Raw genomic sequence first — 20,231 nt, forward strand, 5'->3', positions numbered from 1 at the left:
TGAAACGCCGAAAGGGGACGACGCCAGCTGGCGCCGTCCCCTACCGGACGAGTGGGCCCCGCCCAGGAGCGAGTCGGTCAGGACTCGTCGTCGAGCCGTGAGCTGCTCGTCGCCTGCACCTGCGTGAGGAACTCGTAGTTGGTCCGCGTCTTCTTGAGACGGTCGATGAGCAGCTCGATGGCCTGCTGCGCGTCGAGGCCGCCAAGGACCCGACGCAGCTTCCACATGATCTTCAGTTCCTCGCTCGCGAGAAGGATCTCCTCGCGGCGCGTGCCGGAGCTGTTGATGTCGACGGCGGGGAAGATGCGACGGTTGGCCAGGTCGCGGCTGAGGCGCAGCTCCATGTTGCCGGTGCCCTTGAACTCCTCGAAGATCACCTCGTCCATCTTCGAGCCGGTCTCGACGAGGGCGGTCGCGAGGATGGTGAGCGAGCCACCGTTCTCGATGTTGCGCGCCGCGCCGAAGAACTTCTTCGGCGGGTAGAGCGCGGCCGAGTCGACGCCGCCCGAGAGGATGCGCCCGCTCGCCGGGGCGGCGAGGTTGTAGGCACGACCGAGCTTGGTGATCGAGTCGAGCAGCACGACGACGTCGTGACCCAGCTCGACGAGACGCTTGGCCCGCTCGATGGCGAGCTCGGCGACCGTCGTGTGGTCCTCGGCCGGCCGGTCGAAGGTCGAGGAGATGACCTCGCCCTTGACGGCGCGCTGCATGTCGGTGACCTCCTCGGGGCGCTCGTCGACGAGGACGACCATGAGGTGGCACTCGGGGTTGTTCGTCGTGATCGCGTTGGCGAGGGTCTGCATGATCATCGTCTTGCCGGCCTTGGCCGGGGCGACGATGAGGCCGCGCTGGCCCTTGCCGATCGGGGCGACGAGGTCGATGATCCGCGTCGTCAGCACGTTGGGCTCGGTCTCGAGCCGCAGGCGCTGCTGCGGGTAGAGCGGCGTCAGCTTGCCGAACTCGACGCGCTTGGCGGCCTCCTCAGGCGTCTGCCCGTTGACAGTGTCGAGCCGGACGAGCGCGTTGAACTTCTGGCGCCCCACGCTGCCCGAGGGCTGCTCGCCGTCCCGCAGCGCCTTGACGGCACCGGTCACGGCGTCGCCCTTGCGCAGGCCGTTCTTCTTGACGATGCCGAGCGGCACGTAGACGTCGTTCGGGCCGGCGAGGTAGCCGGACGTGCGGACGAACGCGTAGTTGTCGAGCACGTCGAGGATGCCGCCGACGGGCACGAGCACGTCGTCGTCACCGACCTGGAGGTCCTGGTCGTTCCAGTCCTGACCGCCCTCGCGGCCACGACCGCGCTTGCGGTCCCGGCTGCGCTGGCGGTTGCGGCTGCGACGGCTGCCGCCGTCGTCGTCGTACCCCGACTGCTGGCCGCGGTTCTGGTCGTTGCCGTCACCCTGCTGGCGGTCCTGCTGGCGGTCCTGCTGACGGTCCTGCTGACGGTCCTGCTGGCGGTCCTGCTGTCGCGGCTGCTGGCGGTCGTTCTGCTGGCGGTCGTTCTGCTGGCGGTCGCCGCGGTTGCCCTGCTGGTCGCGGTCCGCGTGGCGCTCGGGCTGCTGGCCGCGGTCGTTGGCGCGGTCGGCCTGACGGTCGTTGGCGCGGTCGGCCTGACGGTCGTTGCCGCGGTCGGCCTGACGGTCGTTGGCGCGGTCGGCCTGACGGTCGTTGCCGCGGTCGGCCTGACGGTCGTTGGCGCGGTCGGCCTGACGGTCGTTCTGCTGGCGGTCGCCGCGGTTGCCCTGCTGACGCTCACCCTGCTGGCGACCGCCCTGCTGGGCACGGTCGCGCTGCCGGCTCGAGCGGTCACCCGCGTCGCCCGAGTCGCCCGTCGACTCGTCGCCGCCCTCGGCGCGCTGGCGCGAGGAGGTGTCCTGCTCGTCGGCGCGGGCCGCACGCGAACCGCGCGTCGCGCGCTCGGAACGGGGAGCCCGCTCCTGCGCCGTCTCGTCGGCACGCTCGGCGGTCGGGACGCTCTCGGCGCTCTCGGCGCTCGTGGTGGACGGAGCCTCGGCGGGCGCCTCGGTCTGGGCCTCGGTCGTCGTCGCCGAACCGGCGGGACGGCTGACCCGGCGCGAGGCGCGAGCCGGGGCGGCCTGCGCAGGGGCGGCGGCGTCGGCCGCACCGGACGCGGGGGCCGAGGCGCTCGAGGCCGCCGGGGTCGCCGGAGCCGACGAACCGCCGGACTGTCGAGCCTTGATCGCCTCGACGAGGTCGCTCTTGCGCATCTTCGTCGTCCCGGTGATGCCCATCGACGACGCAATGCCCTTGAGCTCGTCCAGCTTCATGGCCGACAGGCCGGAGAGCGGACGGGTGGTTGTTTCTGACACGAAGGATCCTTCCCCCTCGTTTGCGGCCCGGGAGATTCCAGCGGGCCGGACTTGGACCAGGTGACCTGGCCGTCTGAGATCCACTTCGGCGCAGAACGCGCCCAGAGGCACAAGAATTCGCCTCAGTGTGGGGGTGATGCACCGGCCTGCGATGTCGCGGCGTGTGGTGCGGCGTCAGGATACCACCCGGCGACCTCCGACCGGGCGGTGACGACCGCAGGTGTCGTGGTTCAGCGGGCGTGAACGGTCGCGCCGTGCAGCGGGACCGACGGGCTGAGCCGCTCCCAGTGCGATGCGAGGTGGCCGGCCTGCACCTCGGCCGCCGCCTCGCGGGTCGTGAGCACGAGGACGCTCGGTCCCGCCCCCGAGACGACCGCCGCTCGCCCCTGCGAGCGGAGCAGGTCCACGAGCTCCATCGTGGCGGGGTAGGACGGTCGGCGAGCCTCCTGGTGGAGCCAGTCGCGGGTGGCCGCGTGCAGGTGCGAGGGGTCCGCGGTCAGGGCGTGGACGAGGAGCGCTGCACGTCCGGCGCCGGCTGCGGCCGCCGCGAGCGGCACCCTCTCGGGCAGCACGGCGCGGGCCGTCCGGGTCGCGAGCTGCGTCTCCGGGACGAAGACGACGACGTCGACGTCCGGGTGCAGGTCGATGCGTGCCGTGACCGTGCGGTCGCCGAGGTCGAGACCCGTGCCGTCGGGCATCCAGCTGACGGTGAGGCCCCCCAGCACGCTGGCGGAGGCGTTGTCGGGATGACCCTCGAGCCGGCTCGACACGTCGGTCGCCAGCCCCAGGTCGACGGGCACGGCCTCTCCGGGGGCCGGCCAGGCGGCATACGAGCCCTCGGCGACACCCAGCGAAAGGGCTTGTGCGGCAACGACACCCGCGACGATGGCGGTCGCCGAGGACCCGAGACCACGGCCGTGCGGGACGCCGTTGGCAGCCACGAGACGCAGGCCCGACGGCGGCTCGACACCCAGAACCCGCCACGTGTGCTGCATCGTCGCGTGCACGAGGTGCCGCTCGTCGGTGGGCACGTCGACGGCGCCCTCGCCGGTGACCTCGATGAGCAGCCCGGGAGTGTCAGACGTCGTCACGACGTAGTGGTCCCAGAGGCCCAGGGCCAGGCCGATCGAGTCGAAACCGGGGCCGAGGTTGGCGCTGCTCGCGGGCACCCGCACCTCGACGGAGCGGCCCGCAGGCACCCGGCTCACGCGCTCAGCCCTCGAGACCGAGCGCCTGCGCCGCGGAGAACGCGTCGACCGACACACGGGTCGGCACGACCTCTCCCCCGTCGGCCGTGCGCAGCGCCCACTGGGGGTCCTTGAGGCCGTGGCCGGTGACGGTGCAGACGATGCGTGCCCCGGAGGGCACGAGACCGGCCGTGTGGCTCGCGAGGAGTCCCGCGACGGAGGCCGCCGAGCCGGGCTCGACGAAGACGCCCTCCTTGGCCGAGAGATAGCGGTGCGCGTCGAGGATCTGCTCGTCGGTGACGGCGTCGATGCGGCCCCCCGACTCGTCGCGGGCCGCGATGGCCTGCTCCCAGGACGCGGGGTTGCCGATGCGGATGGCCGTCGCGATCGTCTCGGGGTGGTCGACGGGGTGCCCGAGGACGATCGGCGCCGCGCCGGCCGCCTGGAATCCCCACATCTGCGGCAGGTGCGTCGCCGGGCCGGCCGGGGCGTCGGTCACCGGCTCGGCGAGGTACTCGCGGTAGCCGCGCCAGTACGCCGTGATGTTGCCGGCGTTGCCGACCGGCAGGCAGTGGATGTCGGGGGCGTCGCCGAGCGCGTCGACGACCTCGAAGCTCGCGGTCTTCTGACCCTCGATGCGGGCCGGGTTGACCGAGTTGACGAGCTCGACCGGGTAGGCCTCGGCGAGCTTGCGGGCGAGCGTGAGGCAGTCGTCGAAGTTGCCGTCGACCTGCAGCAGCGTCGCCCCGTGCGCGATCGCCTGGCTCAGCTTGCCCATGGCGATCTTGCCGTCGGGGACGAGGACGCCGCACGTCATTCCGGCCTTGGTGGCATAGGCCGCGGCCGACGCGCTCGTGTTGCCCGTGCTCGCGCAGATGACGGCCTTGGCACCCTTGCGCGCGGCCACGCTGATGGCCGTCGTCATGCCGCGGTCCTTGAAGGAGCCCGTCGGGTTGAGCCCCTCGAACTTGAGGTGCACCTCGGCGCCGACGAGGGCGGAGAGCTTCTCGGCGTGGATGAGCGGCGTGCCGCCCTCGTGGAGGGTGACGACGGGCGCGCCCTCGAGCATCGGGAGGCGGTCGGCGTACTCGCGGATCACTCCGCGCCACTGGTGGGCCATCACGAACCTTCCACGCGCATGACGGAGTTGACTCCACGGACGACGTCGAGCGTGCGCAGGCGCTCGACCGTGGACGACAGGGCGGCATCGCTCGCGGAGTGCGTGACGATGATGAGGTTGGCGCGGGCGCTCTCGCCGTTGCCGGCGGGGACGAGCTGCTGGCGCACCGTCTCGATCGACACGTCGTGGTCGGCGAAGGCCGCCGCGACCTGGGCGAGCACGCCGGAGCGGTCCTCGACGTCGAGGCTGATGTGGTACCTCGTCTGGGCGTCGCCCATCGTCAGCACGGGCAGGTCTGCGTAGCTCGACTCCCCCGGCCCGAGACCCCCACCGACGCGGTGACGGGCGACGGCGACGAGGTCGCCCAGGACTGCCGAGGCCGTCGGGTCGCCGCCGGCGCCCTTGCCGTAGAACATCAGCTCGCCCGCGGCGTCGGCCTCGACGAAGACGGCGTTGAAGGCCTCGCGCACTCCGGCCAGCGGGTGGGAGCGCGGGATCATCGCCGGGTGCACGCGGACGCTCACGCCCTTGTCGCTGCGCTCGCAGATCGCGAGGAGCTTGACGACGGCGTCCATCTCACGGGCGGCCGCGACGTCGGTGGCCGTCACCTCCGTGATCCCCTCGCGGTAGACGTCGGCGCCCGAGACGCGCGTGTGGAAGGCGAGGGAGGCGAGGATGGCCGCCTTTGCGGCGGCGTCGAACCCCTCGACGTCGGCGGTCGGGTCGGCCTCGGCGTAGCCGAGAGCCTGGGCCTGCTCGACGGCGTCGTCGAAGCCCGCGCCGGTGGTGTCCATCTTGTCGAGGACGTAGTTGGTCGTGCCGTTGACGATGCCGAGGACCTTGCGCACCTCGTCGCCGGCGAGCGACTCGCGCAGCGGCCGCAGGAGCGGGATGGCCCCGGCGACGGCGGCCTCGTAGTAGAGGTCGACGCCGTAGGCGGCGGCCGCGTCGTAGAGGGCCGGACCGTCCTCCGCGAGCAGGGCCTTGTTGGCCGTGACGACGGACGCCCCGTGCTCCATGGCCCGCAGGATGAGGGACCGGGCCGGCTCGATGCCCCCGATGACCTCGACGACGACGTCGGCGCGGGTCACGAGCTCCTCGGCGTCGGTGGTGAACAGAGCAGGGTCGACGCCCAGCGCGGCGCGGTCGCGTCCGCCGCGGCGGACCGCGATGCCGACGATCTCGAGGGGTGCGCCGACGCGCGCGGCCATGTCGTCCGCGTGCTCCGTGAGCAGGCGTGCCACGGCTCCGCCCACCACGCCGGCCCCGAGCAGGGCGACGCGCAACGGCTTGGGGTCACTCACGGCGCTGTCCACGGCGGCAATCCTGCCGCCTGTCCGCCTGCTGGACGGTCATTGTTTCGCGATCCGGACATGCGCGGCGAAGGATCTGCACCGACATCGCCCCCCATCAGACGTCGAGGGCGAGCAGGTCGTCGATGGTCTCGCGCCGCACGATGACGCGGGCGACCCCGTCGCGCACCGCGACGACCGGCGGCCGTGGTGTGTGGTTGTACTGGCTCGACAGCGACCGGCAGTAGGCGCCCGTGCCGGGGACGGCGAGCAGGTCACCGGCACCGATGTCGCCGGGGAGGAACTCGTCCTTGACGACGATGTCGCCGCTCTCGCAGTGCCGCCCCACGACGCGCCCGAGGACCGGCGCGGCGTCCGAGGCGCGGCTGGCCAGGGTGCACGAGTAGTTGGCGTCGTAGAGGGCGGTGCGCACGTTGTCGCTCATGCCGCCGTCGACCGAGACGTAGACGCGCTGGGCGCCGCCGTCGAGGTCGACGGGCTTGACGGTGCCGACCTCGTAGAGGGTGAAGGTCGAGGGCCCGGCGATGGCGCGGCCCGGCTCGATGGAGATGCGGGGCACGGCGATCCCGTCGGCGCGGCACTCGCGCTCGATGATCTCGGCCATGCCGGCCGCGAGGCTCTTCGGCGGCAGCGGGTCGTGCTCGGTCGTGTAGGCGATGCCGAACCCGCCGCCGAGGTCGAGCTCGGGCAGCTCGGCGCCGAGCTCGCGTGCGATCTGCGAGTGGAGGCCGACGATGCGCCGGGCCGACACCTCGAAGCCTGCCGTGTCGAAGATCTGCGAGCCGATGTGGCTGTGCAGGCCGAGCAGGCGCAGCGACTCGGGCTTGCCGAGGATCCGCCGTGCTGCTTCGAAGGCATGCCCGCCGGCCAGGGAGAGGCCGAACTTCTGGTCCTCGTGGGCCGTGGCGATGAACTCGTGGGTGTGGGCCTCGACGCCGACGGTGACGCGGACGAGGACCGGTGCGACGACGCCGAGCTCGGTCGCCACCGCAGCGACGCGCTCGATCTCGTCGAAGGAGTCGATGACGATCCGGCTCACGCCGTAGTCGAGCGCGTCACGGATCTCGGCGACGCTCTTGTTGTTGCCGTGCAGACCGATGCGCTCGCCGGGCACGCCGGCCCGCTTCGCCACCGCGAGCTCACCGCCGGTGCACACGTCGAGGTGCAGTCCCTCGTCGTGCACCCACCGGGCCACTTCGGTGCAGAGGAAGGCCTTGCCGGCGTAGAAGACGTCCGCGCCGCCCGACACGCTGTCGAACACCTCGGCGTACGTCTGCTTGAAATCCCTTGCGCGCGAACGGAAGTCGTCCTCGTCGATGATGTATGCCGGTGTGCCGAACTCGCGTGCCAGCTCGGTCACGCTCACCCCACCGACCGTGAGGACGCCGTCGCTCCCCCGGCCCACGGACGTCGCCCAGAGGGACGGGACGAGGGCGTTGACGTCGGCCGGGGTCTGGAGCCACGCGGGGCCGCGATAGCCCTCCGCGTGCAGCGCTCCAGCTTCGTGTGCGCGCATGCCTACATCCTCTCCGGGGCCGCCGCGCCGAGGCGGCTCAGTCCATTGCGCAAGACGATCCGCGCGGCGTCGGCGAGCAGCAGCCGGGCGCCGTGGATCGAGGCCGGGTGGACCCCCACCGTCATGGGCCGGACGGGGTGGTCCCACGCGTCGGCCAGTGCCGCGAGGTCGGTCACGGCGCGCCGCTGCTGGTCCTCGTCGCCGACGTGCCGGTCGAGTCGCTGCGGCAGGTCGGCGAGCGCCACCAGCAGCTGCCGCTCGGCGACGTGGGTCAGCTCGCCGAGCCGGGCCGACGGCCGTCGCTCCACCCCGGCGGCCTCGGCATTGCGGATGATCCGGCACAGACGGGCGTGCGCGAGCTGGGCGGGGCGCAGGGAGTCGTCAGGGCCCCGACTGCCGGGGGCCTCGACGACCTCGTCGCGCGGCCGGCCGGGGACGAGGGCGTAGTGGTCCTGCTCGTCGATGACACGCGGGACGATCGCGGAGCGCGCCGAGTCCTCCAAGGTCAGGGCGATGAGCCCGCTCGGTGCGACCTCGACGGCGGCGACGGGCTTCTGGCGCGTCAGCCCCAGGGCGAGGACGCGGGCCAGGTCACGGGGGGCGAGGTCGAGGACCGGCGCCCAGCGCTGCGAGACAGGTGTCACCCAGTCGGCGACGACGCCGGCGGCGCGGGTGTCTGCGGGCCGGAAGATCGGGCCGGCCGGTGGGCCCCCCTCGGCCTCGTCGGGCAGCTCGCCGGTGCGGGCCGCCTGCGCGGCGACCTCCTCGAGGAGGGCGCGCAGCTGCTCCGGCGTCATGCGGCGAGTCTACGAGGGTGGGCCGCCCACGCCTGTTCGTGGAGCTCTCACGGCGCCTGGTGCCGGACGGGCTCCACGAAGGCGGGGGCGCATTCAGCGTTCGCCGCCCGGTGCTGCTAATCTCACCGGGCGCACGAAAGTGCGAGCCGCCCCCGTAGCTCAGGGGATAGAGCACCGCCCTCCGGAGGCGGGAGCGCAGGTTCGAATCCTGCCGGGGGCACAGACGAACGAAGGCCCACCTGATGGCGCGAAGCGCCCTTCAGGTCGGCCTTCGTTCGTCGTTCCCCCGAGGGGTTCGGGGAGATCGCGTCCGAGGACGAGGACGCGATCGGAGTCCTGCCGGGGCACCAGGGCCGAGACCTCGGCTCGCAGAAGCGGTTGCACCAGCAGCAGGCTCGCGACCAGCGCCTGATCTGCCACAGTGGACGGCGTGCTCATCTCGAAGCCCGTCGCCGAGGCCATCCGGGCCGGCACCGTCACCCAGGCCTTCCGCCGGTGGGACGTGCCGCGGGTCAAGGTCGGCGGCCTCCAGCTGACTCCCGCCGGCCTCGTGCGCTTCGACGCCGTCAGCAGGGTGCGTGACCCCGACCGCCTCACCGAGCGCGACGCGAGGAAGGCAGGCGTCAAGGACCTGGCGACGCTGCAGAGGTTCCTGGCACCGCGCGAGCGCAAGCCGTCGGCCCGCGGTAGCCGCGGCGGCGACACGGTCTATCGCATCACGCTCAGCTGGGCCGGCGAGGACCCGCGGATCGCCTTGCGCGACAGCCTTCCCGACGACGAGGCGCTGCGTGACATCGCGGCCCGGCTCGCGCGTCTCGACGCCCGCCCGACGGGGCCGTGGACGCGCGAGATCCTCGAGTGGATCCGCGACAACCCGCGGGTCGTGTCCAAGGAGCTCGCCGCTGTGCGCGGGGTGGAGCTGCTGCCGATGAAGGTCGACATCCGCAAGCTCAAGACACTCGGCCTGACCATCAGCCACGACGTCGGCTACGAGCTCTCACCCCGCGGCGCGGCCTACCTCGGCTGGGTCGAACGCGCCGGCTGACCCCGGCCACGCGGCACACCGCTCCCCCAGCACAGCGCTCAGCGCTGGGTGGTGTCGGTGACCTCGCCGACGAGCTCCTCGAGGACGTCCTCGAGGAAGACGACGCCGGACACGGCCGCGTCGGCGTCGATGACGCGCGCGAGGTGGGCGCCGGTCAGCTGCATGGTGGCCAGCACGTCCTCGATGTCGTCGTCCTCGCGCACCGTGGCGAGACGGCGGACCCGCTTGGGCGGGATGGGCTGCTCGTGCCGCTCGTCGTCGGCGTAGAGGATGTCCTTGAGGTGCAGGTAGCCGGCGATCTCACCGGCGGCGTCGCGCACCGGGTAGCGCGAGAAGCCCTGCTTGGCGACGAGGCGCTCGATGTCGGCCGGCGTCGCGCCGAGCTCGACGGTCGTCAGCGAGCTCACGTCGACGGCTACCTCGCGGGCCCGCTTGTCGGAGAACTCGAGCGTCTTGGCGACGAGGCCGTGGCGCTCCTCCTCGATGAGGCCCTCGCGCCGGGACTCGCCGACGATGTGGGCCACCTCCTCGACCGTGAACGCCGAGGTGATCTCGTCCTTGGGCTCGACCTTGAAGAGCCGGACGAGCGCCTTCGCGACGGTCTCCATCGCGTGGATGATCGGCCGCAGGGCGCTCGCGATGAAGAAGAGCGGCGGCACGAGCACGAGAGCGGCCCGGTCGGGGCCGGCGATGGCGAGGTTCTTGGGGATCATCTCGCCGACGACGACGTGCAGGTAGGAGACGATGAGCAGCGCGAGCGCCAGCGCCACCCCGCTCGCCCACGCATCGGACAGCCCCCAGGCGTGGAAGACCGGCTCGAGCAGGTGGTGCAGGGCGGCCTCGGCGAGCGCACCCAGTCCGACCGAGCACACGGTGATGCCGAGCTGCGCGGTCGCGAGCATCGACCCGAGCCGCTCGAGGGCGAGCAGGCACGACTGCGCGCGCTTGCTCCCGGCGTCGGCCAGCGGCTCGAGCGTCGAGCGGCGCACCGCCATCGCCGCGAACTCAGCGCCGACGAAGAAGGCGTTGCCGAGCAGGAGGAAGACCGAGACGACGTAGACCCAGGGACCGCTCACGACGCGTCCCCCGATCGACCGGCTGACGGCATACGCCCGTCGTGCCCGTCTCCTGCCGGATCGTCCGGTGCGTGGTCCGCGTCCTGCGGGAGCGACTCCGGGTCGGGCACGAAGCGCAGCCGGTCCACCCGGCGGCCCTCCATGCCGACGACGTTGATGCGCCAGCCCGGCAGTCGCACGACGTCGCCGACGACGGGCACCCGCCCGAGGCTCGTCATGACGAAGCCGCCCATCGTCTCGTAGGTCGAGCCGTCGGGGACGTCGGCGCCGAAGGCGTCGCGCACCTCGTCCGGGCGCCACAGCCCGGGCACCGTCCACGAGCCGTCGATGAGCTCGCGACCACCCTGACGGCTGCGGTCGTGCTCGTCGGACACCTCGCCGACGATCTCCTCCACGACGTCCTCGAGCGTGACGATGCCCGAGGTGCCGCCGTACTCGTCGACGACGACGGCCATCTGGAAGCCGCCTTCGCGCAGCTCGCGCAGCAGCGGGTCGAGCCGGATCGTCTCGGGCACGACGAGGCGGTCGGACATGAGCGCCGAGACGGGCACGTCCTTGCGCCGATCGTGCGGGACCGCCATCGCCTTCTTGACGTGGACGACGCCGTCGATGTCGTCCCAGTCCTCGCCGAGGACGGGGAAGCGCGAGTGCCCGGTGCGTCGCGACAGGCGCAGCACGTCGTCGGCGGACTCGTCGCGGTGGATGCCGGTGCAGCGCACGCGCGGCGTCATGACGTCGTCGGCGGTGCGCTCGCCGAACCCGAGCGAGCGGGTCAGCATGCGCGCCGTCGTCACGTCGAGCGTGCCGGCCTCGGCCGAGCGCTGGACGAGGCTCGCGAGCTCCTGGGGCGTGCGCGCGCCCGACAGCTCCTCCTGCGGCTCGATGCCGAGCGCCCGCAGGAAGGCGTTGGCCGAGCCGTTGAGCACGACGATGAGCGGCTTGGCGACCACGGCGAAGACGCGGACCGGGAGCGCCACGATTTTGGCCGTCGCGAGCGGCGCGGAGATGCCGAGGAACTGCGGGAGCAGCTCGCCGAAGACCATCGAGAAGACCGTCGCGATCAGCAGGGCGAGCGCGCTCGACACCGCCTCGACGGCGCCGGCCCCCAGCCCGAGTGAGGTGAGCGGCCCGGACACGAGGACACCGATGGACGGCTGGGCGAGGTAGCCGACGACGAGGGTCGTGATCGTGATCCCGACCTGGGCCGCGGACAGCTGCGTCGAGAGCTGCTTGAGCGACTGCAGCACGACGCGCGCCCGCGAGTCCCCCTCGTCGATGGCGCGCTGGACCGTCGGCCGGTCGATGGCCACGAGGGAGAACTCGGCGGCGACGAAGAGCGCGGTGCCCGCGGTGAGCAGGACGGCGCCGAGGACGAGGAGCCACTCGGTCACTCGGGGACCGCCCGTCGGGCCGGGACCGGGTCGCAAGGCTTGGTCATGGTGCGCCCACTATATGGAGGAGAGGGCGCGCAGGGACGCGCGGACCGCTCGGCCCACCTCCGCGTGGAGGGCGTATGCCGTGTGGTTGAGTTGGGCGCATCACGGCGGGGCCCGCGACTCGCGCGCCGGACGACGGAGGGAGCACGGGTGGTGCACGGACGACCGGAGTTCACCGGGCACATCGAGGTGCGGGGGCTGACGAAGCGCTTCGGCTCGTTCACGGCCGTCGACCACCTCGACTTCGACGTCGAGCCGGGCCGCGTCACCGGCTTCCTCGGGCCCAACGGCAGCGGCAAGACGACGACCCTGCGCATGCTCCTCGGTCTCGTTCGCGCCACCGACGGCACCGCGACGATCGACGGCCACCGCTACGCCGACATCGCCAACCCCCTCACCGTCGTCGGGTCAGCGCTCGAGGCGACGAACTTCCACCCCGGTCGCACCGGTCGCAACCACCTCCGGGTGCAGGCCGCCGTGGCCGGCGTGCCGGACACGCGTGTCGACGAGCTGCTCGAGCTCGTCGGCATCCCCGCCGCCGCCCGCAAGCGCGCCGGTGGCTACTCGATGGGCATGCGCCAGCGGCTCGGCCTCGCCGCCGCCCTGCTCGGCGACCCCCGCGTCATCATCCTCGACGAGCCCGCCAACGGCCTCGACCCCGAGGGCATCCGCTGGCTGCGCGGCTTCCTGCGCCAGCTCGCCGACGAGGGCCGCACGCTCCTCATCTCCAGCCACATGCTCTCCGAGGTCGAGCAGACCGTCGACGACGTCGTCATCATCGCCAACGGCCAACGGGTCGCCCAGGGCACCGTCGCCGAGCTGCGCGGCGAGCCCACGGCATACGTCCGCACGTCCGACCCCGACCGCCTCAGCCAGGCGCTGCGCGACCGTGGTCTCGCCGTCGCCCCGAGCGGGCGGGGGCTGCGGGTCACGACCGAGGACCTCGCGGTCGTCGGCGACGTGGCCCACGCCAGCGACGTCGCGATCCACGAGCTGCGCAGCGAGCAGACCCACCTCGAGGAGCTGTTCTTCAACCTCACCGAGAGCGAGGAGCACCGCAACCGCAACCTCGCCCGTCCGCCGGGCGGCTCCCCCGTCGACCTGCCACCGCCCAGCGGGCCACCCATCGACCCCGCTCTGCTCGCCGAGCCCGCGCAGGCCGACCAGCGCGCCCAGTCCGCCCAGTCCGCCCGGCCCTCGGGCGCACCCGACCACGACGGAGACCTCCGATGACGGCTGCGGTGCGGGCCGAGCTCCGCAAGCTCTTCACGACCCGCCTCTGGTGGGGCATGGCGATCGCCGTGCTGCTGAGCGGCGCCGCGTTCGCCGTGCTGTTCGCCTTCGTCTTCACGAGCGACGCGGTCCGGGGCCCGCAGGCCGCTGCGGCGCCGCGCACCGACGCGGCCCTCGCCAAGGCCGTCTTCACCGGCGGCCTGCAGGTCGGCTACCTGCTCACCCTGTCGATCGGGGTGCTGACGATCGGCTCGGAGTACCGCCACCAGACCATCACCGCGACCTTCCTCGCGATCCCCCGGCGCGGCCGCGTCATGGCGGCCAAGGTCGTCTCGCTGCTCGCCGTGGGAGCCCTCTACGGCCTGCTGTCCCTCGCCGGCGCCGTCGGCGCGGGAACGCTCGCGCTGACCTCCAAGGGCGTCGCGCCGTTCGCCGACACCTCGATCTGGCGCACGCTCGCGCTGTCCCTGCTCGTCCTGGGCCTGTGGGCCCTCATCGGGCTCGGGGCCGGCATCCTCATCCCCAACCAGGTCGCGGCCCTGCTCATCTCCGTGGCCGTCGCCTGGATCGTCGAGCCGCTCCTCGGCCTCGTCCTCGCCCTGACCGACTGGGGCAAGAGCATCTCCCCCTACCTGCCGAGCCGCGCCACGAGCGCGATGCTCGAGTCCACCAGCGGGGGTTTCGACGGCCGCCCCATCACCCAGCTCTCCTGGTGGGCCGGCGCGCTCGTGCTCATCGGGTACGCCGCCGCGATGGCCGGTCTCGGCACGTGGCGCACGCTCCGCGCCGACATCAGCTGACCGACCGGAGCGGCAAGCCGTCCCGACGTGACCAACGCCTCGCCGACGGTCCGTCTCGACCACCGCGCCCGGAGCGGGTATCCGGGGCATCGGGTCTAGGCTTGACCCCTGTATAGGCAAAGACGCACCCAAGCCAAATGAAAGAGGCGCATTCGTCGTGTCCGATCAGTCCACGTCCGGTGACCCGATTGCAGCGTTCGGGCCGAACGAATGGCTCGTCGACGAGCTCTACCAGCAGTTCCTGACCGACCGGACGTCGGTGGACAAGGCCTGGTGGGGGTTCTTCGAGGACTACCGACCGGGCGAGGGCGACGCGAGCGCCCCGGCCCGCACGACGACCGCGACCAAGCAGGACGCGGCTCCGCCGGCGACGGCGCCGGCCAACGGGTCGGCGAACGGAGCCAGCAACGGGTCCGCCACGACGCGGCCCGCGCCGGCGAGTGCTCCCGCTCCGGCAGCCCCGGCCCCGCAGGCCGCCCCCGCCGCGAAGGCACCGGCCGCCAAGGCGCCCGAGACCAAGGCCGAGCCGAAGAGCGAGCCGAAGAGCGAGCCGAAGGCCGAGCCCAAGCCCGAGCCCACGGCCGAGGCCCCGAAGCCGCGCGACATGCCCGCCGTCAAGGGCACCGGCCCGGTCAACGAGGACGTCGTGACCCCGCTGCGCGGAGCTCCCTCGCGCGTCGTGGCCAACATGGAGGTCTCGCTCACCGTCCCGACCGCGACGAGCGTGCGTGCCGTCCCGGCCAAGCTGCTCATCGACAACCGCGTCGTCATCAACAACCACCTCGCCCGCTCGCGCGGCGGCAAGGTCAGTTTCACCCACCTCATCGGCTACGCCATGGTCAAGGCCCTGGCCCTCATGCCGGAGATGAACAACGGCTTCACCGAGGTCGGCGGCAAGCCGGCCCTCGTGCGGCCCGCCCACGTCAACTTCGGCCTCGCCATCGACCTGCAGAAGGACGACGGCACCCGCACCCTCGTGGTCCCCTCGATCAAGTCGGCCGAGGAGATGGACTTCGTCCACTTCTGGACCGCCTACGAGGACATCGTCCGCAAGGCCCGCGCCAACAAGCTGACGGTCGAGGACTTCCAGGGCACGACGATCTCGCTGACCAACCCCGGCGGCATCGGCACCGTGCACTCGGTCCCCCGCCTCATGAAGGGCCAGGGCGCCATCATCGGCGTCGGTGCCCTCGACTACCCCGCCGAGTGGCAGGGCGCGAGCAACGAGACGCTCAACAAGAACGCCGTGAGCAAGATCCTCACGCTCACCTCGACCTACGACCACCGGATCATCCAGGGCGCCCAGAGCGGCGACTACCTGCGGATCATCCACCAGCTGCTCCTCGGCGACAACCGCTTCTACGACGAGATTTTCGAGTCGCTGCGCATCCCCTACGAGCCGGTCCGCTGGATCCAGGACATCGACTCCTCCCACGACGACGACATCAACAAGGTCGCCCGCGTCCAGGAGCTCATCCACGCCTACCGCGTGCGCGGCCACCTCATGGCCGACACCGACCCGCTGGAGTACAAGCAGCGCCGCCACCACGACCTCGACGTCACGACGCACGGCCTGACGCTGTGGGACCTCGACCGCACCTTCGCCACCGGCGGGTTCGGCGGCTACCCCTTCCTCAAGCTGCGCAAGATCCTCGGCATCCTGCGTGACTCGTACTGCCGCACCGTCGGCATCGAGTACATGCACATCCAGGACCCCGAGCAGCGCAAGTGGATCCAGAACAAGGTCGAGCGTCCCTACGAGAAGGCCAACCGCGACGAGCAGATGCGCATCATGCGCCGGCTCAACGCCGCCGAGGCCTTCGAGACCTTCCTCCAGACGAAGTTCGTCGGGCAGAAGCGCTTCTCCCTCGAGGGTGGCGAGTCGGTCATCGCGCTGCTCGACCGCATCCTGTGCCGCGCCGCGAGCGAGAAGCTCGACGAGGTCTGCATCGGCATGCCGCACCGCGGCCGCCTCAACGTGCTGGCCAACATCGCCGGCAAGTCCTACGGCCAGATCTTCCGCGAGTTCGAGGGCACCCAGGACCCCAAGTCGGTCCAGGGCTCCGGCGACGTGAAGTACCACCTCGGCACCGAGGGCGAGTTCGTCTCCGAGGACGGCAGCAAGACCAAGGTCTACCTCGCCGCCAACCCCAGCCACCTCGAGGCCGTCAACCCCGTGCTCGAGGGCATCGTCCGCGCCAAGCAGGACCGCCTCAACCTCGCCGGCGAGTCGTTCACCGTCCTGCCGGTGCTCATGCACGGCGACGCGGCCTTCGCCGGCCAGGGCGTCGTGGCCGAGACGCTCAACCTCTCGCAGCTGCGCGGCTACCGCACCGGCGGCACGATCCACGTCGTCATCAACAACCAGGTCGGCTTCACGACCTCGCCGAGCAGCTCGCGCTCCTCGGTGTACTCCACCGACGTCGCGCGGATGATCCAGGCGCCGATCTTCCACGTCAACGGCGACGACCCCGAGGCCTGCGTCCGCGTGGCCGAGCTGGCCTACGAGTTCCGTCAGGAGTTCAACAAGGACGTCGTCATCGACATGGTGTGCTACCGCCGCCGCGGCCACAACGAGGGCGACGACCCGTCGATGACGCAGCCGCTCATGTACAACCTCATCGAGGCCAAGCGCTCGGTCCGCAAGCTCTACACCGAGTCGCTCATCGGTCGCGGTGACATCAGCGTCGAGGACGCCGAGGCCGCGCTGCGTGACTACCAGCAGCAGCTGGAGCGGGTCTTCGTCGAGACGCGCGAGGCCAAGAAGGCCCAGGCCTCCGGCGCCTCGGCCCCGACCGGCGACCGCGACTCCGACGCTCCCGACAACGCCGGTCTCGAGCGCCCGACGGCTCAGGTCCAGGACGACGTGGCACCGGTGCGCTCGGCCACCGAGACGGGCGTCCCGGCGAGCGAGCTCGTCCACATCGGCGAGACGTTCGCGAGCCCGCCCGAGGGCTTCACGATCCACCCGAAGCTCAAGCAGCTCATGGACAAGCGCGCCCAGATGGTCCACGAGGGCGGCATCGACTGGCCGATGGCCGAGCTGCTCGCCTTCGGCACGCTGCTCAAGGAGGGCACACCGATCCGGCTCGCCGGGCAGGACAGCCGGCGCGGCACGTTCGTCCAGCGCCACGCGGTGCTCATCGACAAGAACAACGCGGAGGAGTGGACGCCGCTGCTCTACCTCGGTGAGGGCCAGGCCCGCTTCTGGGTCTACGACTCGCTGCTGTCCGAGTACGCCGCCATGGGCTTCGAGTACGGCTACTCCGTCGAGCGTCCCGACGCCCTCGTGCTCTGGGAGGCCCAGTTCGGCGACTTCGGCAACGGCGCCCAGACCATCGTCGACGAGTTCATCAGCAGCTCGGAGCAGAAGTGGGGCCAGCGCAGCTCGGTCGTGCTGCTCCTCCCCCACGGCTACGAGGGCCAGGGACCGGACCACAGCTCGGCGCGCATCGAGCGCTACCTGCAGCTGTGCGCCGAGAACAACATGACGGTCGCCTACCCCTCGACCGCGGCGAGCTACTTCCACCTGCTGCGCCGTCAGGCCTACGCCCGGCCGCGCACGCCGCTCGTCGTCTTCACCCCGAAGTCGATGCTGCGCAGCAAGGCGGCCGCGAGCTCCGTCGAGGCCTTCACCTCGGGCGGCTTCCAGCCCGTCCTGGCCGACCACGAGGGCGCCACCCAGGACGTCACCCGCGTGCTCTTCGCGAGCGGCAAGATCGTCCACGAGCTCGACGCCGAGCGCGAGAAGCGCGGCGACACCTCGACCGCGATCATCCGCGTCGAGCAGCTCTACCCGATCCCCGAGCAGGAGATCGTCGACGCCGCAGCGAGGTACCCCGGTGCCGAGCTGGTGTGGGTCCAGGACGAGCCGCGCAACCAGGGTGCGTGGCCGCTCATGGCCCAGTGGCTGCACGAGGACCTCTGCGAGCTCGGCGAGACCCGCCCGTGGCGCGTCGTGTCCCGCAAGGCCGCTGCGTCCCCGGCGACCGGCTCGTCGAAGAAGCACGCGGTCGAGCAGGCCGAGCTGATGGACCACGCCTTCGGCCGCTGATCCACCTGACAGCCAGCGAGGGACCCCGCCATGACGGCGGGGTCCCTCGCTGCACCTCCTGGCGACACGGCATACGCCATCGGGCCCTTCGCCGGGCTACGGGGAGGCCCTGAGACCCAGATCGGGCCGCCCTCCTCGGCCCGCCTCCGCAAGGCCCACCCCGGCACGCGATAACCTCCCTTCGTGTACTTCACCGACAGGGGCATCGAGGAGCTGGCGGCCCGGCGCGGCGAGGAGGAGGTCACCTTCGAGTGGCTCGCCGAGCAGCTGCGCACGTTCGTCGACCTCAACCCCGAGTTCGAGGTGCCGGTCGAGCGACTCGCGACGTGGCTCGCCCGACTGGACGACGACGAGGACTGAGCACGTGAGCGACCGCAGCGACCGAGCCGAGCACCACGACGCCCCGAGGGAGCCCTTCGGCGTGGGCCCGGCCTACCCCTCGTCCCACACCCGCTTCACCACCGACGCCCCGAGCCGGTATGCCGCCGCGTCCGCTCCCGAGGCCGCCGCCACCGACGGTGCCGCCCCAGCTGCCTCACCGGCCGCGCCGGCCCCGTCGGCCGCGCCGGCCCCGTCGGAGGACCCGTACTACGCACCCAGCGCCGAGTTCACCGTCGCCGAAGGTTTGCGGGACGTCGGCATGGTCTTCGTCGGCGCCTCCATGACGGCCGGCTACGGCGACCCGAAGGGCCTGGGCTGGGTGGGCCGCGTGGTCGCACGGACGCAGCACCCCGACCTCGACCTCACGGCCTACAACCTCGGCGTGCGCGGCAACACCTCCGCCGACGTCGTGGCCCGCTGGGGCGCGGAGTGCCACCCGCGCTGGAAGGGCCGCTCGGAGCGGCGCCTCGTGCTGTCGGTGGGCACCGGAGACGTCCTGTCCGGCATGACGATGGCCCGCTCGCGGCTCAACCTCGCCAACATCCTCGACGAGGCGACCAACGCCGGCATCGGCGTCTTCGTCGTGGGCCTGGCCCCCACTCTCGACGACGAGATGAACCGCAAGATCGAGGCCCTCGCCGAGGCGCAGGCCGACGTCTGCTCGCGGCGCGGCATCACCTACGTCGACTGCTTCCGGCCGCTGGCCACCCACGACCAGTGGATGGCCGACCTCGCCGCGAGCCCCGACCGGGCGCACCCGGGTCAGGCCGGCTACGGCCTCATCGCGTGGCTCGTGCTGCACAACGGCTGGAACGACTGGCTCTCGCTCAGCTGACGTCGCCCCGGCCGTCGCTCGCATCGGACTCGCCGGACTCGTCGGGCTCACGCTCGCGGCGCCCGGGCGCCGATACCGCGGCCGCGATGCTCGCGACCGCCACGACGCCCACGGCGAGCGCGACAGGAGTGCGTCCGGACTCGTGCAGCGACCACGCGACAGGCAGCAGGAGCGCGTTCCAGAGCACCGTGGGGGTACGCGGCCAGTCCGCGGCATGCGACCAGCCCCGGGCCAGGGCCAGCAGACCCAGGCCGAACACGAGGATGAGCGCCCCGGAGGTCGCCGCCCGCGTCAGATCCTCTGTGGCGCCCGTCACCATCTCGTAGACGTAGAAGCCGGCGAAGCCGAGGACCGCGACGGCCTCGAGGAGCGTGAGCAGCCCTGCGGCACGGTGCGATCCGCGCACCTCGCGCGTCGGGGACGGTGATTCGGTCACGCCGCCAGCCTATCGATCCCGTCGCGCCGGCCGTCCGGGAAGCGGCCCTGAGGGCCTTCGGGCCCGGCTCGTGGTCCAGAGGTATGGAACTGGGAGCCGACTGCCGATAGACTCAATCCTTGGTGTGATCGGCCCCCTAGGCGTTGAACACGGACATGGTTGCTGGTCACACTGGATCATGGCCCTCGACGCGTACGGAACAACTTCGTGCGCGTTTCCGTTGGTCAGGGGGTCATCCCCCGTGGCACGACGACACCATGACTTGGCTCCGACAACGACGCTGGCGCCCCGAGCACATGCACCGCGACCGACACCCGGCGTCGGTGCCGAACCGACATACATGAAGGAGCACGATCCACATGGATTGGCGCGACCGCGCTGCCTGCCTGGAGGCCGATCCGGAGCTGTTCTTCCCCATCGGGAACACCGGCCCGGCCATCCTGCAGATCGAGGAGGCGAAGGCTGTGTGCCGGACCTGTCCGGTCATCGACACATGCCTCAAGTGGGCCCTCGAGACCGGCCAGGACGCCGGCGTGTGGGGCGGCCTCTCCGAGGACGAGCGCCGCGCCCTGAAGCGTCGCAACGCCCGGGCCCGTCGAGCAGGCTGAACCTCCCACCACCCTCTGCAACCGTCCGCGAGCCCGGTGACCGTCAGGTCGCCGGGCTTTTGGC

At 71.8% G+C, this 20,231-nt stretch carries 16 protein-coding genes and 1 tRNA gene; 8 read left to right on the forward strand and 9 right to left on the reverse strand.

Going from position 1 to position 20,231, the window contains the following annotated elements:
* Nucleotides 1-77 precede the first annotated feature (77 nt).
* The 6 genes from rho to U5C87_RS20040 form a co-directional block, all read right to left on the reverse strand.
* Nucleotides 78-2,288, reverse strand: coding sequence for a transcription termination factor Rho (rho, locus tag U5C87_RS20015; RefSeq protein WP_443082145.1), 2,211 nt, complete (start codon nucleotides 2,286-2,288; stop codon nucleotides 78-80).
* A 272-nt stretch (nucleotides 2,289-2,560) separates the two neighbouring features.
* Nucleotides 2,561-3,538 carry a homoserine kinase gene (gene thrB / locus U5C87_RS20020; protein WP_330474198.1) on the reverse strand — a complete coding sequence of 326 codons (978 nt, stop codon included), beginning with the start codon at nucleotides 3,536-3,538 and terminating at the stop codon, nucleotides 2,561-2,563.
* Nucleotides 3,539-3,542: 4 nt separating this feature from the next.
* Nucleotides 3,543-4,637 carry a threonine synthase gene (gene thrC, locus U5C87_RS20025; RefSeq protein WP_330474199.1) on the reverse strand — a complete coding sequence of 365 codons (1,095 nt, stop codon included), beginning with the start codon at nucleotides 4,635-4,637 and terminating at the stop codon, nucleotides 3,543-3,545.
* Nucleotides 4,637-5,953: a homoserine dehydrogenase gene (locus U5C87_RS20030; RefSeq protein ID WP_030194878.1), complete on the reverse strand. Its 1,317-nt coding sequence runs from the start codon at nucleotides 5,951-5,953 to the stop codon at nucleotides 4,637-4,639. The genes thrC and U5C87_RS20030 overlap by 1 nt, the downstream gene beginning before the upstream one ends.
* Before the next feature lie 94 nt (nucleotides 5,954-6,047).
* Nucleotides 6,048-7,466, reverse strand: a complete 1,419-nt coding sequence (gene lysA, locus U5C87_RS20035) for a diaminopimelate decarboxylase (RefSeq protein ID WP_330474200.1) — start codon at nucleotides 7,464-7,466, stop codon at nucleotides 6,048-6,050.
* A gap of 2 nt (nucleotides 7,467-7,468) precedes the next feature.
* Nucleotides 7,469-8,263, reverse strand: coding sequence for a DALR anticodon-binding domain-containing protein (locus tag U5C87_RS20040; RefSeq protein WP_330474201.1), 795 nt, complete (start codon nucleotides 8,261-8,263; stop codon nucleotides 7,469-7,471).
* Between the two features lie 148 nt (nucleotides 8,264-8,411).
* Here U5C87_RS20040 and U5C87_RS20045 point away from each other — a divergent pair.
* Together U5C87_RS20045 and U5C87_RS20050 are read left to right on the forward strand one after the other, a co-directional pair.
* Nucleotides 8,412-8,483, forward strand: a tRNA-Arg gene (locus tag U5C87_RS20045).
* Between the two features lie 210 nt (nucleotides 8,484-8,693).
* On the forward strand, nucleotides 8,694-9,308 hold the full coding sequence (locus U5C87_RS20050) for an ASCH domain-containing protein (RefSeq protein WP_330474202.1): 615 nt from the start codon (nucleotides 8,694-8,696) through the stop codon (nucleotides 9,306-9,308).
* A 38-nt stretch (nucleotides 9,309-9,346) separates the two neighbouring features.
* On the opposite strand, the gene U5C87_RS20055 is transcribed toward U5C87_RS20050, so the two are convergent.
* Together U5C87_RS20055 and U5C87_RS20060 are read right to left on the reverse strand one after the other, a co-directional pair.
* Nucleotides 9,347-10,384 (reverse strand): hemolysin family protein, encoded by a 1,038-nt coding sequence (locus tag U5C87_RS20055; protein WP_330474203.1) that lies wholly within the window; start codon nucleotides 10,382-10,384, stop codon nucleotides 9,347-9,349.
* Nucleotides 10,381-11,775 (reverse strand): hemolysin family protein, encoded by a 1,395-nt coding sequence (locus U5C87_RS20060; protein WP_330474204.1) that lies wholly within the window; start codon nucleotides 11,773-11,775, stop codon nucleotides 10,381-10,383. The genes U5C87_RS20055 and U5C87_RS20060 overlap by 4 nt, the downstream gene beginning before the upstream one ends.
* 195 nt (nucleotides 11,776-11,970) lie before the next feature.
* Between U5C87_RS20060 and U5C87_RS20065 the strand changes: the two genes are divergently transcribed.
* The 5 genes from U5C87_RS20065 to U5C87_RS20085 all read left to right on the forward strand — a co-directional run bounded on the left by U5C87_RS20065 (nucleotide 11,971) and on the right by U5C87_RS20085 (nucleotide 19,123).
* Nucleotides 11,971-13,053 (forward strand): ABC transporter ATP-binding protein, encoded by a 1,083-nt coding sequence (locus U5C87_RS20065; protein ID WP_330474205.1) that lies wholly within the window; start codon nucleotides 11,971-11,973, stop codon nucleotides 13,051-13,053.
* The gene (locus tag U5C87_RS20070; RefSeq protein WP_330474206.1) at nucleotides 13,050-13,853 is read left to right on the forward strand and encodes an ABC transporter permease; all 804 of its coding nucleotides are present in this window, start codon (nucleotides 13,050-13,052) and stop codon (nucleotides 13,851-13,853) included. Before U5C87_RS20065 ends, U5C87_RS20070 begins: the two co-directional genes overlap by 4 nt.
* Nucleotides 13,854-14,010: 157 nt before the next feature.
* On the forward strand, nucleotides 14,011-17,907 hold the full coding sequence (locus tag U5C87_RS20075) for a multifunctional oxoglutarate decarboxylase/oxoglutarate dehydrogenase thiamine pyrophosphate-binding subunit/dihydrolipoyllysine-residue succinyltransferase subunit (RefSeq protein ID WP_330474207.1): 3,897 nt from the start codon (nucleotides 14,011-14,013) through the stop codon (nucleotides 17,905-17,907).
* A gap of 183 nt (nucleotides 17,908-18,090) precedes the next feature.
* Nucleotides 18,091-18,267, forward strand: coding sequence for a DUF6104 family protein (locus U5C87_RS20080; RefSeq protein ID WP_142184561.1), 177 nt, complete (start codon nucleotides 18,091-18,093; stop codon nucleotides 18,265-18,267).
* A gap of 4 nt (nucleotides 18,268-18,271) precedes the next feature.
* Nucleotides 18,272-19,123 carry a GDSL-type esterase/lipase family protein gene (locus U5C87_RS20085; protein WP_330474208.1) on the forward strand — a complete coding sequence of 284 codons (852 nt, stop codon included), beginning with the start codon at nucleotides 18,272-18,274 and terminating at the stop codon, nucleotides 19,121-19,123.
* Here the strand turns inward: U5C87_RS20085 and U5C87_RS20090 are convergent.
* Nucleotides 19,116-19,559 carry a hypothetical protein gene (locus tag U5C87_RS20090; RefSeq protein WP_330474209.1) on the reverse strand — a complete coding sequence of 148 codons (444 nt, stop codon included), beginning with the start codon at nucleotides 19,557-19,559 and terminating at the stop codon, nucleotides 19,116-19,118. The two genes, U5C87_RS20085 and U5C87_RS20090, sit on opposite strands and share 8 nt — an antisense overlap.
* Nucleotides 19,560-19,918: 359 nt before the next feature.
* Here U5C87_RS20090 and U5C87_RS20095 point away from each other — a divergent pair, with 359 nt between their 5' ends.
* Entirely contained in the window at nucleotides 19,919-20,167 is a 249-nt protein-coding gene (locus U5C87_RS20095; RefSeq protein WP_030194844.1) for a WhiB family transcriptional regulator, read from the forward strand.
* The last annotated feature ends 64 nt before the right edge of the window (nucleotides 20,168-20,231 follow it).

Origin of the sequence: Terrabacter sp. C0L_2, from assembly GCF_036352015.1 — a bacterium.
In the GTDB taxonomy this organism is placed as follows: domain Bacteria; phylum Actinomycetota; class Actinomycetes; order Actinomycetales; family Dermatophilaceae; genus Terrabacter; species Terrabacter tumescens.

Excerpts from the sequence above, each read along its gene's own strand:
- lysA (WP_330474200.1), bottom strand. The coding sequence starts at position 7,466 with ATGCGCGCACACGAAGCTGGAGCGCTGCACGCGGAGGGCTATCGCGGC.
- rho (WP_443082145.1), bottom strand. The coding sequence starts at position 2,288 with ATGAAGCTGGACGAGCTCAAGGGCATTGCGTCGTCGATGGGCATCACC.
- U5C87_RS20070 (WP_330474206.1), top strand. The coding sequence starts at position 13,050 with ATGACGGCTGCGGTGCGGGCCGAGCTCCGCAAGCTCTTCACGACCCGC.
- thrC (WP_330474199.1), bottom strand. The coding sequence starts at position 4,637 with ATGGCCCACCAGTGGCGCGGAGTGATCCGCGAGTACGCCGACCGCCTC.
- U5C87_RS20040 (WP_330474201.1), bottom strand. The coding sequence starts at position 8,263 with ATGACGCCGGAGCAGCTGCGCGCCCTCCTCGAGGAGGTCGCCGCGCAG.
- U5C87_RS20095 (WP_030194844.1), top strand. The coding sequence starts at position 19,919 with ATGGATTGGCGCGACCGCGCTGCCTGCCTGGAGGCCGATCCGGAGCTG.